This window comes from uncultured Pontibacter sp., from assembly GCF_947502515.1.
GTDB lineage: Bacteria > Bacteroidota > Bacteroidia > Cytophagales > Hymenobacteraceae > Pontibacter.
In genome coordinates this window covers 861,181-874,265 of record NZ_CANNAI010000002.1, presented here as the reverse complement: position 1 = coordinate 874,265, position 13,085 = coordinate 861,181, and the positions used below count along the sequence as shown (strand labels likewise).

Sequence of the window (13,085 nt, the reverse complement as noted above, 5' to 3'; positions counted from 1 at the left end):
CGCCATATTTCATTACTTCAGCACCGTTACTTTCATGCCTTCACGCAGGTTGATCTGTCCGCTGCGAACGATCTGCTCGCCAGGCTGCACACCTTCCAGGATCTCTACCTGGTCTTGCGTTACCACGCCTACACGTACCGGACGCTGACTGGCCTGGCCATCCTTCACCACATACACCAGTGGGTTCTGGATGCTACCTACGATCGCCTCACGCGGCAACAGCATGGCGTCGCGCTGGTCTGCTACGTCAAAGAAAGCAGTACCATACATACCGGCACGCAGGTTGTTGTTAGCAGCATTTTTCACTTCCACTTCCACGTCGAATTTCAAGGTTGCATCAGCCTGGGCAGCGATCGCCGTCACAGTACCTTCATATTCCTGGCCTGAACCGGCATCAGCTTTCACTTTTACCTTGTCACCTTTGTTGATCAGAAGGACTTCGCTTTCAGAGGCTTTTACTTTCAGTTTCAGCTTGTCCACATTCACGATGTCGTACAGTTTTGTACCTGGGTTCAGGTATGATCCAACTTCCACATGAATCTCGTTAATCTCGCCACCGATGGGGGCGGTGATGCGCGTCTTGGTCAGGCGCTGACGGGCAGCTACCAGTTGCGCTTCCGTTGACTTGGCATTCAGACGGGCATCTTCCAACTGACGCTTTGTGATGGCATCACCGGCAGCCAGGTTTTCGAAACGCTCCAGGTCACGCTTGGCCTTTTCAGCGTTTGTCTGGGCAGTGGCCAGGTCGGCAGCCATGGTATTGCTCTCAACCTGTGCCAGCAGTTCGCCAGCTTTTACTTTGTCGCCTTTGCGCTTAAGCACGCTCTTGATCTGGCCTTGTGTTTCAGACAGCAATGTCAGACTCTGGATCGGGGCGAAATTACCCTGTGCCGTAAAGGACTTGTCTAGTTTAGCAGAAGCTACTTCGGTAATGGTAACAGGTATGGCTTCGCTTTTGATGGAGGCTACGGCGGCGTTTGCGGCCATTTGCTCTTTGTTGCTCATCAGCTTAAAGCCAATGGCGCCCAAAATCACGATAACGACTACGATATAAATCAGCTTTTTCATTTTGTTCTTTGTGATGCTTATTTAATTAATGTGTTTAGGTCGCCGGTAGCTTTCAGGTAGCCAAGTTGGGCCAGCTGGTACTTCAGCATTTCGTTGTTCAGATTTGTTTTGGCTTCGCGCAGACTTACCTCAGCTTCGAGCAGGTCGGTCAGCGGGGAGATGCCTTCTTTATAGAGATCATTGGTGGTGTCGTATACCTCCTGTGCCAGCGCTACATTCTGCTCCTGTGCCGCGATGGAGGCGGAGCTGTTCTGCAACTGACTGATAGAGTTCTCAAGCGCCACTTCCAGGTTCTTGGTCAGTTTCTGGCGGTCAGCTTCCAGCGACTTCAGCGTATACTCCGTCTGCTTGATCTGGGAGTGCTTGCGCATACCATCGAAGATCGGGATGTTGAGCTGCAAGCCAACAATGCCAGTGCTGAACCAAGGCTGACTTGAGTCGAAGAAGTTAAACTCCTTGCGCATGGCATTGTACTGAAATGTACCTGTAGCAGAGAGGGTAGGGTAGTAGCCCGCCCTGATGTTCTGCTTTTGAAGTTCCGTTAGTTCGGTCTGCTTGTTGAGCAACTGCAGCTGCGTCTGTCCCTGCACCAGGTCTTTGCTGCTGTTGAAGGCCGCGGCTCCGGTATCAAGTGCAATCGCGGCATCAGTCAGAGCGATGCCTTCTTCCAGCGGCATACCCATGAAGAACTTCAGGATATTCATTTGCTGGTCAAGCGCACTGGTCAGCGTTTGCAGCTGTGTCTCCAGGTTGGTTTTGTTCACCTTGATGCGGTTCACATCCACTTTGCGGGCCAGGTCGTTTTCGTACTGTAGCTGCAGGATCTTGCCCAGCTGATCCAGTCGGGCCAGGTTGGCATTGATGATCTGGAACTGCTCTTTTGTCTGCAGGATCTGGAAGTAAGAAGAGCTCACGTTATACATTACTTCCTCTTCTGTCATGGCCTTGCGCAGACGGTACAGGTCCTCGCTGCTCTTAGCTGCCTTCAGTCCTACAAAGTAAGACTGGTTAAACAGCAGTTGCGACAGCTGTATACCTGCCGATGCATTGTATTTGGTACCAAACTGCACCGGAATCATTTCATTAGGCTTGCCTTCAAACACGTTTGGGATTACCTGTACCGGGATAGCCGGATACATGTTAAAGTTACCTGTGGCATTTAACTGTGGCAGGCCACTACTCTTCGCCTCTTTCACCATGTATTTGGCGCTCAGCTGGTCGTAGGACGCCTTTTGCATATCCTCGTTATGCTCCAGCGCATACGTGATGGCCTCCTGCAGACTCAGCGTCTGTACATCAGGCTTCTCCTGCGCCACAACCGGCTTCACGAAAAGCATGGCCAATCCGACTACTAAATATTTGATTTTCACGTTTCTGTTTATTATGTTTAGATATAAGTAGTTAGTTCTGAAAATTATGAACTTAAAAACTAAAAAAATTATGCTCTACTCTTTTCCCACTCGTCGATCAGGCGGGGCATTTGCGCTTTCATATAATCCAAAAAGCTGATGAAGTCATTTAGTTTCGTGTCATAAATTGGGTTATCACGTTTTCTGACTTCCAGTACCCGTTTTAAAAGAGAGTTGAGGTGACTTAGATCTTCCATCTTCTTAGCAAACAACTCACGCCAATTGGACGATTTGATGCGGAAATAACGCTTCCGGTCACCTGAAAAAGTAGTATATTCAATATGTCCGGTGTTCAGGAGCATATTAAGCGCATTGCTGGTAGCGCTTTTGCTAATATTGAGCCCTTCGCTGATCTCCTCAAAAGTAAGTTCAGGTTTATCGCACACTAAAAGCAGGCCTACCACCCGGGCAACTGCCGGTTGAAAGCCATTGTTTTCGTGATAAATCCCGATTTGTTCGATCAGTTCGCGCTGTTTTTCGCTAAGAGTCATATCTTTGCCTTTGTTATTCTTTAGCTATAACGGTACAAAGGTATAACTTAGTTTCATTAGTTCATAATTTACAGAACTAAAATTTCTGAATTTATTATCCCTTCCAGTACATGCCTATTCCAGAATGCGTCGCAGGTAGTTAATCTGGCCGAGATGATAGTTTAAATGCCCGTAGAGGTGTATCAGAAAGTAGCTGACGGTCATTTCGTAGCCAAGCACCTGCTGTGGATATGGCTTTTGCAGATCATCTGCGGAGAGGCGTTCCAACGTAGAAGCGACGGTGCGCTTCACCTCTTCAATCTGTTCCAGAAGTTTTTCTTTGGGTATATTCCGTAGACTGAATTCTGCGTCCCTATCCCGCACATAGCCGCTTCCGCCCAATATAGCTCCGATATAAGTATTCAGGTTGCCGACCAGGTGCAGACAGAGATTTCCAGCTGAGTTGGATGTGTGGCCTTTTGTTTTCCAAAGGTTCTCCTCCTGCTCGAATAACCGGATCTCTGCTGCGAGTTTATCCAGATCGCGCAGTAATACGGCGCTGAACTCACTTACTAGATGCTGCATTTTTGGAAACGATTCTATTAATGTATTTCTGTTACTACTCGTTGTCAAATTAAGATGTGGCAGATGCTATTGGTCTTTTCGATGCTTTAACCTGATCACCATCCCTTCGTCGCCACTCAGGCTTACCCGGTCTTTCACCTCAGTTCCTTCCCTTTCTGGCAGCGTGTCTATTTCGATGGATCCCTCGAACTGGAAGTGCTCCGGGTGGAAATGACAGGTTTTGTGGCTCAGGTTCAGCAGTATCAGAAAGCGGGTGTCGGAGGTATAGCGCATATAGGCCAGCAGCGGTTTCTGGGCCTCCATCGGCTTGTAATGTCCGATGCGCAGGGCGTCTTCTTTCTGACGGAGGTTCAACAATCGCTGGTGCAGCGCTAACATGGAGTCGTGGTCGTCGGCCTGTGCCTTTACATTCACCCGACGGTGGTTTGCTGGCAATGGCAACCAAGGCTTAGATGAGCTGAAACCGGCATTTTCGCTGTCGTCCCATTGCATGGGCGTACGCTGCGGGTCTCGGCTCAGGTTGAGCCCGGGCATGTTGAGGCCCTGTGGGTCCTGCACCTCCTCTTCGAGTATAGGTACGTCGCGCATGCCGATCTCATCTCCGTAGTAGATCGTAGGTGTGCCGCGCAGCGTGAGCAGGAGCATCGCCGCTACCCGTGCCTGGTCCTGACCAACCCTGCTGGAGATGCGTGACTGGTCGTGGTTGCCGAGTACCCAGTTTGGCCAGCCGCCTTCCGGCAGTGCAGCCTCGTACTGGTTGATGTTAGAGGCGATTTCTCCTGCATCCCAGTCAGTAGAAAGCAGTAGAAAGTTGAAGGGCAGGTGCGCTCCGTTTTTGTCAGTGCCGTAATAGGTCATGAGCTTGTGGATGGGCAGGTAGATTTCGCCGATCATCATGCGTTCGTCGTAGCTGTCGAGCACTTTGCGCATCATGTGTACAATGTCGTGTACTTCCGGCTGGTCAGTAGAGTAGGCCGGAATGAGCTTTTCGTAAGTAGCCTGGTGCGATTTGTAGTTCGGATTGGTGGGGTTGTCGCGTAGCTGGTCATCTTTGATCATGTGCCACATTACGTCCACCCGGAAGCCGTCTACTCCCTTGTCGAGCCAGAAGCGCATCACGTCCATCATTGCCTCCTGCACCTCCGGATTGCGCCAGTTCAGGTCGGGCTGCTCTTTCAGGAAGGCATGGTAGTAGTACTGTTGCGTCTTTTCGTCCCACTCCCAGGCACTGCCACCAAACACACTGAGCCAGTTGTTCGGCTCAGAACCGTCTTCGTTGGCGTTCTCCCAAATGTACCAGTCGCGCTTCGGATTGTCTTTGGAGGAGCGGGACTCCTTGAACCAGGGGTGTTCGTTGGAAGTATGGTTGGGCACCAGGTCGAGGATCAACTTCATACCCCGGTCGTGTACGGCCTGCAGCAGCTCGTCAAAATCCTCCATGGTCCCGAACAGCGGATGTATGCCACAGTAGTCAGAAATGTCGTAGCCAAAGTCAGCCATAGGGGAGGAGAAGATGGGAGAGATCCAGATAGCTGTCATGCCCAGTGACTTGATGTGGTCCAGTCGCCGGATGATGCCTTGCAAGTCACCTACGCCATCGCCGTCACTGTCCTGGTAAGAGCGTGGGTAGATCTGATATATTACGCCTTCCTGCCACCACAGGTATTTCTGATTCTCGTCTTTCATTCTTGTCGGTTTGTTCTGCAATTCGACCTGATGCCGGTCCTATTATATTAATGATTCATGTACGGGAGAATGCGCCGGGAGATATAGATGTACCTCAACCAGAGGATAAAGCCTGCGTTATAATGATTTGATGCAGGCAATTATGGAGTACAGTTTTTCATCATTCTTCACAGGCTTGGGTTTGATCGGTATCCTGATCGGTATCGTGCTATTGGTATTTGTGTTGTGGAGTGTGATCTGGTCTTACAACGATGCCCGCCGAAGAGGGAAATCCCCCTGGTTGGTGGCCCTGATGGTCCTGTTCATGGTTTGGCCAATAGGGCTGATCGTTTGGTTATTGCTTCGGCCGCAAAATAAAGAGCAGCAGGTATAAGCTACTCCCAACACACAATGTCGTTGTATTCTTTGTGGCGCTTCACATAGGCTTCGACAACAGGGCAGGAGGGTACAACCTGGCACTTGCACTCCCTGGCATGTTCTAGTCCTTCCTTTACCAGTTTGTCGGCTATACCTTGCCCGCGATGGGTTTCGGGCACATAGGTATGGTCGAAGTCCATACGTCCCTGATCGGTGATGGAATAAGTAAGCTCAGCCTCACCTCCTTCGAGGATAATATAAAAGCGGGTGTCTTCTTCGTCGTGAATGATTTTCATGGGAATATAGTAGTATTTGGAACAGGTATACGGCTTGTGAGAGAAGGTGTTAGTAAGCCCGCCTCGCGATAAAGCGATTTTTAATGTAATTTGCATGCATCATCCATAACCTGTAAGAGGCTGCGGGAGTACAATCAGCGGTTTCTACATAACATGTTTCATTTTCTACACTATGCAACAAAACGCTAACATGATAGGGCGCATCTCACAGCGGCTGTCACTTTTCCTTTTCCTGTTCCTGATCACCGTGCTGGTGCAGGCGCAAACGATCACCTCTCCGGACAAAAACCTGAGCATGACCTTTGAACTGGCCGCCAACGGAGTGCCTACCTACCAGCTGACTTACAAAAAGAAGCCTGTCATCAAGCAAAGCAGAATGGGCTTTGAGATGAAAGATGTGCCTTCTATGATGAACGGTTTTACGGTTGCCAAGACAGAGCAAAACAGTGTGAACGACACCTGGGAGCCGGTATGGGGTGAACAGAAAACCATCCGCAACAACTACAATGAGTTGTTGGTGACGCTCAACCAGAAAGAGCACAAGGACCGCCACATCCGCATCCGCTTCCGCCTGTTCGACGACGGGCTGGGCTTCCGCTACGAGTTTCCCCAGCAGCCGGAGCTCAAGTACTTTATCATCAAGGAAGAGCATACTGAATTTAACCTGACCGGAGATCACAAAATCTTCTGGATTCCGGGTGACTACGACACGAACGAGTATGCCTATACTACCTCGCAGATTTCGCAGATTCCAGGCCTGATGGAAAAAGCGACCATCGACGTGCATGCACAGCACCCGATCAAAACCCTGGCCGTGCAGACGCCCTCTATGATGAAATCTTCGGACGGACTCTACATCAACATACACGAAGCGGCTTTGCTCAACTACCCGGCTATGAACCTGAACGTGGATCCGAAGACTTTTAAGTTCAGTACACACCTGACACCTGACGCGGTAGGTAACAAAGGCTACCTGCAAACCGATGCGCAGACGCCCTGGAGAACCATTGTCGTAAGCGACAAGGCAACGGACATTCTGGCTTCTAAACTGATTTTGAACCTGAACGAACCGACTGCCTATGAAGACGTGTCCTGGATCAAGCCAGTGAAGTACATTGGTATTTGGTGGGAATACTTTGTGGCGGGTAAGAGCACCTGGGCTTATGGCAAAGAAACCAATGTGAAGTTGACTGACGACTATACCAAATTAACTCCAAGTGGCCGCCACGGTGCGACCACTGAGAATGCCAAAAAGCACATCGACTTTGCTGCCGAGCATGGTTTTGACGCTGTGCTGATCGAAGGCTGGAACATTGGCTGGGAAGACTGGTTTGGCAACTGGAAAGAGGAAGTATTTGACTTCGTGACGGCCTATCCTGATTTTGATGTGAAGGAAGTTCAGAAATACGCGGAGTCGAAAGGTGTGCGTGTGATGATGCACCACGAAACTTCTGGCTCAGCCACCAACTACGAGCGTCGTCTGCATGAGGCCTTCCAGTTCATGCAGGACCATGGTTACAATTCTGTGAAGACAGGTTATGTAGGCAAGATCATTCCGCGCGGTGAGCATCACGACGGACAGTGGATGGTGAACCACTACAACTACGTAGCTAATACAGCTGCCAAGTATAAGATCATGATCAACAGTCACGAGGCGGTTCGCCCGACTGGTTTGCACCGTACCTTCCCGAACTGGCTGGCGCAGGAATCTGCCCGCGGCACTGAGTTTGAGGCAATGGGCGGTCTGGCCCCAGACCACGCGACTATCCTGCCGTTTACCCGCCTGATGGGCGGTCCGATGGATTATACGCCGGGTATTTTCCAGACGGACCTGTCGTACTACCACGGCGGTGAGCAGCGTGTGAACACCACGCTGGTGAAGCAGCTGGCCTACTACGTGACCATGTACAGCCCGCTGCAAATGGCCGCTGACATTCCGGACAATTATACCCGCTTCCCGGATGCGTTTCAGTTCATCAAAGACGTAGCCTTAGATTGGGACGATACCTGGGTGCTGGAAGCCGAGCCGGGTGACTATGTGACGATTGCCCGTAAAGCGAAAGGCAAGAACGAGTGGTACATCGGGGGTGTAACCGACGAAAACACCCGTACTGCCAACATCCGTTTCGACTATCTGCCAAAAGGCAAAAACTACATCGCGACTATTTATGCAGATGCGAAGGATGCCAGCTGGAACAAGAATCCGCAAAAGTATACCGTACGCAAAGTACTTGTAAATTCGAAAAGCGTACTGAAGCAGCACCTGGCCTCTGGTGGCGGTGTGGCTGTGAGCGTGAAGGAGGGAAGCAAGCAGGAGCAGAAGGGTTTGAAAAAACTGTAAGCTCCTTCAGCTGATACTAAAAAAAGCGCCGTGCAGGAATGTGCGGCGCTTTTTTTGGCTGTAATCGAATTATTTTAAGGTATAGTTTGTATCTTATTGATATGTAAACTTTTAGCCTTTTTACTTATGAACCCAGACGAATTTGAAGAAAGTTATACCAAAATCCTTCATACGCTTTTAAAAGCTTTCGCTAACAGCTCCGTAGTCGAACCCGAAAAGTTCTATAATCTGGCCGACTCCATAGAAAAGCTGCGCGATAACAGCGCTGCACTTTACGACGCTATCAAATCTTTAGAAGACGAACAACGCGAGGCCGCCTAGAATTTAAAACAAGCTGACAGTGCTATAGTATCCTGAAAGGTACAAGGACATTACAGCACCGTCAGTTTCTTGGTGACTAAACCACGTTCCGTCTGTATCTGCAGGAAGTAGAGCCCGGCTTTGGCAGTAGGCAGGCTGACCTCCACCGCTTCTGGCCTTGGTCCGGTGATGCGGGTCTGGTGCAGGCGCTTGCCGACGGCATCGTATACCTCCAACAGCTGCACGTCAAAGTCGGCGTGGCGGAGGCTGACCGTGAAGCGGCCCGAGTTCGGGTTCGGGTACACCTGGATGGCCTCGGCCGGCGTGAGCTCCTCCACCACGAAGTCAGCGCTGCTCTGGGCCTGTCCGCCGTAGCCGGTGATGGTCACCCTACCGGTGGTGGCCCCGCGCGGTACTCTTACCTTATACCTGTCGCCGGAGGCCTCCAGCACCAGCGCCTCCCGTCCGTTGAAGGTGATCTTGTCCTGCTGGCCCATGATGCCGAAGTGCGCGCCGGTGATCTCCACCACCGTGCCCACTGCGCCTTTGGCCGGCTGCATGGCCGTGAACCTCGGGCCCGGAATCACCTCGAAGGCGGTAGCGGCCGTGGCCTTTCCGCCGGGCGTCTCCACGGTGATGAAGCCAGAGGCAGCCTGCTCGGGCACGCGCACCGTCAGCCGCTGCGGGCTGGCCTCCAGCACCTGGGCCTGGGCCTGTCCGAAGCGCACGATGTTGCGCGCTTTGTCTGCGGCGAAGTTATCGCCCGTGATTGTCAAGCTCGCTCCCACGATGTCGGTCTCTTTGCTCAGGGCCGCGATCACCGGCGCGTACCACACGGTGTAGGCCGCCCCGCTCACCGCCTCGCCGCCCTTGGTGCTGATGCGGAAACTGCCTGTCGCGGCGTTCTCAGGCACCCGCACCGATACCGCGTTGCCGTCATGCCCAATGATCTCGCAACGCAGCTCACCCAGCGTGATGGATTCGATCATTTCCAATTGCAGGTGTTCGCCCGAGAGCGTCACCCTCTGGCCCACCATGCCCTCAACTGGGCTGAAGGAGGCGAGCACCGGCGGCTGGTAGACCTGGAATTTAGCAGTGGAGGTCACGCCCCCGTCTGGTGTGATGACTTTTATTTCGCCCGTGGTGGCGCCCGTCGGCACGCGCACTTTGAGCTCAGTGGCCGTGGCGCTTACTATGGTGGCGGCCCTGCCGTTCAGGTATACCTTGTTGTCGTTGGGCCTTTCGGCGAAGCGCTGGCCCGTGATGGTGACCTCCGAGCCGAGCTTTCCGGCCGCGGGCTCAAAGCCTTCGATGCCCGGCGTGGCCAGCACGTCCTCCAGCCTCACCCGCACCGACTCGCTGATCACCGGCGGCATGTCGAAGATGCGGTTCTGGGTGAGGTTCGTGCGGATGGGGGAGTTGAAGTCAAAGAAGATGTCTGCCAGGTTCTCCACCAGCGTCTTCTCCGGCAAATCGGCCTTTGGTTTGATGCTGAAGAGGACGTAGCCGTGGCTGCCGGGCTCGTCTGCCGTGGAGTCGGGCAGCAGGATGTTGTCGAAGCTCCAGGTGAGCACCGGCTGCCCCTTGCCCGACACCTCCACGCGGGCCGGGTGGGAGGTGGCCCCCAGCTGCAGGGTGGAGAGGTCCAGGTGCTCGGAGAGCGTGTCCACGACCACCACGCGGTAGGCCACGTCGGTGCCCGTGTTCTGGAAGCGGATCTTGTATTTGAGGGCGGTATTGGTCGGGGTGTAGAACTCCCCGGTGCGGCCCACGGGCGTGACCAGCTTGTCATTGGGGTCGTAGGAGTCGGTGATGGGCATGCACTCGACGGACTTCTCGGCCTCCTCGTCGTCTGCGGGCAGCAGGTTCACCTTGCCCGTGCTCACAGAGCTGACCTCGCCGCCCGGGCAGCCCTCCACGGTGACGCTCACCGAGGTGTTGTCGCCGTTACCAGTAGGCTGGTCGGCCTCTATTCTCCAGGTGTAGCCCATGGCCGGCACCCACAGCACCAGGCTGTCGCCGGCGGCCAGGCGGAACTGCTCCACCGAGGCCAGCTGGCCGTCGGCATACTTGCGGAAGAGGCTAGGGTCGGCCATGTCGGCCGCGCCCGTGTTGCGCACCACAAAGCGGATCATGCCCGTGGCGGCGCTGCAGCGGCCGGTGATGGAGACGGTTGGGGTGGGCTCGGCGGGCGTGTTGTTGGAGGGGGTGATCCAGGCGCGGGTGCACACGGTCAGGCCCCGCACCGACTCGTCGCCGCAGGTGACGATGTCCTCGACAGTGATGGTGCCCGACTGGCCGGCCGCCAGGTCACCCACGGAGAACTCGTAGGTGCCGTCCGCCAGCAGGGTGTGGGGCTTGTCTGCCGAGAGCAGCCCCACCTCTTGGGGCAGCTGCAGGTATACTTTGGCGTCGGGGGCCGGGGCGAAGCCGGAATTGGTGTAATGCACAGTCGTCGTGCTCTCGAAGCAGCGCCGCCGCCGGGTAGAGGAAACGCTTACGGAAAGGTAGGGGGAGAGGACAGCGCGGTTGCCGAAGTTGATGGCATCGATGATTTCGCCTGCTCTGGTGATAGCAACATTCTTAAGTTCACCAGGCTGCGGACAGGTAGCACTTATTTTTCTGCCAATCTGATCTGGCAGGATCGTCTGAAGTGAGTAATTGCCCGGATCAACTTTAAGTTGGTAGCTGCCATCCGCACGCGTTACTGCATAAACCGGGCCTGGCATGGCCTGCACCACAATACCAGCAAGCGTCTGATCAGACGTATCCAGGGTACAATTACTGTTTGTGTCATGATACACAAATCCTCTAATAATGCTTTGAGGTTCCTGGTAAGTAGAAGATTGATAAATAGAAAAAGTGTTGGCATAACGACCTCCCAAAATCAGCCGGGAACCACTTCTGTTAGCCGAAACATAATCCAAACTTCTTTTCTCCTCATGCAGAAGCTCCCCTTTAGCATTAAAAATTTGAAAAAGCCCTGCAATGTTCGAGGCTACGTAGATGTTACCTTTGCCATCCAGTGCAAGATCACTGTCCACATCCCATGATATATAGCTGGAACTGTACTTACCAAACTCACGGATGAATTTACCGTTGGCATCAAATTGCTGAATGCGTGTTCCCTTGTAATCGAGTACATGAATAATTCCAAGCAGGTCGACAGCGACAGCCTGGGGTACCCAAAGTTGTCCTGGATTTGGACCCCAACTGCCAATTTTTGTGATGAAATTTCCCTGGGAGCTTATTTTACGTATCACCCCGCCGTAATAGTCCGTCACATACATATTCCCTGCAGCGTCATGCGCAAGGTCAGTAAAATAGTTATCCGAAACATCATCACCAAAATCAGTGAAGCGCTGCTGAAATTGTCCTTTACTATTAAACTTGAAGATGGCATTGCCAGAGTACGAGTTTTTAGAACTATTGAGGACATAGATATTTCCAAAAATGTCAACGGATATGGCACTGGGAGCTAAGATGCTCATACCCGACCCTGTGTATCCAAATTCCATGACAACGTCACCCTCATGATCGAATTTAGTTATCTTACCGGAAGAGTTCAGAATGTAAATGTTGTCATCTTCATCCAGTGTAATCTCCTTTGGTGACCATTTTCTCCCCCAAGCATCAAGGTATTGCCCATTTTTGTCATAAAGAAATATTTGACTGTTGCCGATTTGGTGACTTTGATCAACTATCAGGATATTGCCTTCTTGGTTTATGGCTATCAAATGACTTGATCCCATTAAGCGTCCAGGTCCTGAATCCAGAATAGATTTACTTTCATAGATTCCGTTCGCGTCAAATACAATGAATCCTTTGTAAGCATAACCATTTATTTGATTGTCAAATACATACACTTGCCCGGTTTTCTTGTCTACGTCAAGCTGAACCGGACCATTCAGCCTGGTACCGGCATCCCCGCTGTTACCAAATACAAGTAATTGCTCACCTTTGGGAGAGTACTTGATAATTCTTTTATTTGGAACGTCAAGCGCGAATAAATTGTCATGTGCATCCAGGCTAATGCTGCCGGTACCAATAGGAATTTCTTGCAGGAAGTTTCCCTCTTTGTCAAACTTTTGAATTCGTCTGTTTCCGCTATCCGCTACGAAAATTTCTTCCTTTGAATTTACTTTAATAGCATTCGGATAGCTGAACTGCCCGGGACCGCTCCCCCTTGTTCCGATCTCAAAAAGCAGCTTCCCTTCTTTGTTGTATTTAGAAAGTTTTGAGACGGAATAGCTGAGTGCATATAGATTGTCTTTTGTATCAAAAGTAATTTTATAGCCATTATAGCCCCTAAAATCTATCTCGCATAAGGGATCCTTATGAATAACCTTGCCTTTAGGTGTAAACTTTTGCAACTTTTGATGAGGTAGGTAAATGTTTCCCTCGGAGTCTACTGCAATGTCCTCCTCCAGGCCTACGGTTACCCCTACTTTTTGATAAAGATCAAAGTTGGCAATCTGGGCTCGGGAATAGGTGTTGGCGACAAGTAAAATGACTAACAATAGTAAAGTTGTTCTCATAGGCGCTCGATAACAATTTTTAAATTGAGGTATAA

At 51.7% G+C, this 13,085-nt stretch carries 10 protein-coding genes; 3 read left to right on the top strand and 7 right to left on the bottom strand.

Annotated features, from left to right (window positions below; all coding sequences use genetic code 11):
* Positions 1-12 precede the first annotated feature (12 nt).
* The 5 genes from Q1A54_RS08510 to Q1A54_RS08490 form a co-directional block, all read right to left on the bottom strand.
* On the bottom strand, positions 13-1,068 hold the full coding sequence (locus Q1A54_RS08510) for an efflux RND transporter periplasmic adaptor subunit (protein ID WP_196117640.1): 1,056 nt from the start codon (positions 1,066-1,068) through the stop codon (positions 13-15).
* A 17-nt stretch (positions 1,069-1,085) separates the two neighbouring features.
* Positions 1,086-2,438 (bottom strand): TolC family protein, encoded by a 1,353-nt coding sequence (locus tag Q1A54_RS08505; protein ID WP_299986719.1) that lies wholly within the window; start codon positions 2,436-2,438, stop codon positions 1,086-1,088.
* A gap of 68 nt (positions 2,439-2,506) precedes the next feature.
* Positions 2,507-2,968: a MarR family transcriptional regulator gene (locus Q1A54_RS08500; protein ID WP_196117642.1), complete on the bottom strand. Its 462-nt coding sequence runs from the start codon at positions 2,966-2,968 to the stop codon at positions 2,507-2,509.
* Positions 2,969-3,082: 114 nt separating this feature from the next.
* Entirely contained in the window at positions 3,083-3,532 is a 450-nt protein-coding gene (locus Q1A54_RS08495; protein ID WP_196117644.1) for a DinB family protein, read from the bottom strand.
* 66 nt (positions 3,533-3,598) lie between these two features.
* Positions 3,599-5,218 (bottom strand): alpha-amylase family glycosyl hydrolase, encoded by a 1,620-nt coding sequence (locus Q1A54_RS08490; RefSeq protein ID WP_299986715.1) that lies wholly within the window; start codon positions 5,216-5,218, stop codon positions 3,599-3,601.
* 142 nt (positions 5,219-5,360) lie between these two features.
* Between Q1A54_RS08490 and Q1A54_RS08485 the strand changes: the two genes are divergently transcribed.
* Positions 5,361-5,591 carry a hypothetical protein gene (locus tag Q1A54_RS08485; RefSeq protein ID WP_299986713.1) on the top strand — a complete coding sequence of 77 codons (231 nt, stop codon included), beginning with the start codon at positions 5,361-5,363 and terminating at the stop codon, positions 5,589-5,591.
* Position 5,592: 1 nt separating this feature from the next.
* On the opposite strand, the gene Q1A54_RS08480 is transcribed toward Q1A54_RS08485, so the two are convergent.
* A complete protein-coding gene (locus Q1A54_RS08480; protein ID WP_299986711.1) occupies positions 5,593-5,871 on the bottom strand; it encodes a GNAT family N-acetyltransferase in 279 nt (92 codons plus the stop codon).
* Between the two features lie 172 nt (positions 5,872-6,043).
* On the opposite strand from Q1A54_RS08480, the gene Q1A54_RS08475 reads away from it, so the two are divergent.
* Both Q1A54_RS08475 and Q1A54_RS08470 read left to right on the top strand, forming a co-directional pair.
* A complete protein-coding gene (locus Q1A54_RS08475) occupies positions 6,044-8,212 on the top strand; it encodes a glycoside hydrolase family 97 protein (RefSeq protein WP_299986709.1) in 2,169 nt (722 codons plus the stop codon).
* A gap of 126 nt (positions 8,213-8,338) precedes the next feature.
* Entirely contained in the window at positions 8,339-8,533 is a 195-nt protein-coding gene (locus Q1A54_RS08470) for a hypothetical protein (RefSeq protein WP_299986707.1), read from the top strand.
* 50 nt (positions 8,534-8,583) lie between these two features.
* Here Q1A54_RS08470 and Q1A54_RS08465 read toward each other — a convergent pair whose 3' ends face one another.
* The gene (locus tag Q1A54_RS08465; RefSeq protein WP_299986705.1) at positions 8,584-13,050 is read right to left on the bottom strand and encodes an IPT/TIG domain-containing protein; all 4,467 of its coding nucleotides are present in this window, start codon (positions 13,048-13,050) and stop codon (positions 8,584-8,586) included.
* Between the last annotated feature and the right edge of the window lie 35 nt (positions 13,051-13,085).

Coding starts and splice junctions, on each gene's coding strand:
- Q1A54_RS08510 (WP_196117640.1), bottom strand. CDS start 1,068: ATGAAAAAGCTGATTTATATCGTAGTCGTTATCGTGATTTTGGGCGCC.
- Q1A54_RS08500 (WP_196117642.1), bottom strand. CDS start 2,968: ATGACTCTTAGCGAAAAACAGCGCGAACTGATCGAACAAATCGGGATT.
- Q1A54_RS08495 (WP_196117644.1), bottom strand. CDS start 3,532: ATGCAGCATCTAGTAAGTGAGTTCAGCGCCGTATTACTGCGCGATCTG.
- Q1A54_RS08490 (WP_299986715.1), bottom strand. CDS start 5,218: ATGAAAGACGAGAATCAGAAATACCTGTGGTGGCAGGAAGGCGTAATA.
- Q1A54_RS08485 (WP_299986713.1), top strand. CDS start 5,361: ATGGAGTACAGTTTTTCATCATTCTTCACAGGCTTGGGTTTGATCGGT.
- Q1A54_RS08480 (WP_299986711.1), bottom strand. CDS start 5,871: ATGAAAATCATTCACGACGAAGAAGACACCCGCTTTTATATTATCCTC.
- Q1A54_RS08475 (WP_299986709.1), top strand. CDS start 6,044: ATGCAACAAAACGCTAACATGATAGGGCGCATCTCACAGCGGCTGTCA.
- Q1A54_RS08470 (WP_299986707.1), top strand. CDS start 8,339: ATGAACCCAGACGAATTTGAAGAAAGTTATACCAAAATCCTTCATACG.
- Q1A54_RS08465 (WP_299986705.1), bottom strand. CDS start 13,050: ATGAGAACAACTTTACTATTGTTAGTCATTTTACTTGTCGCCAACACC.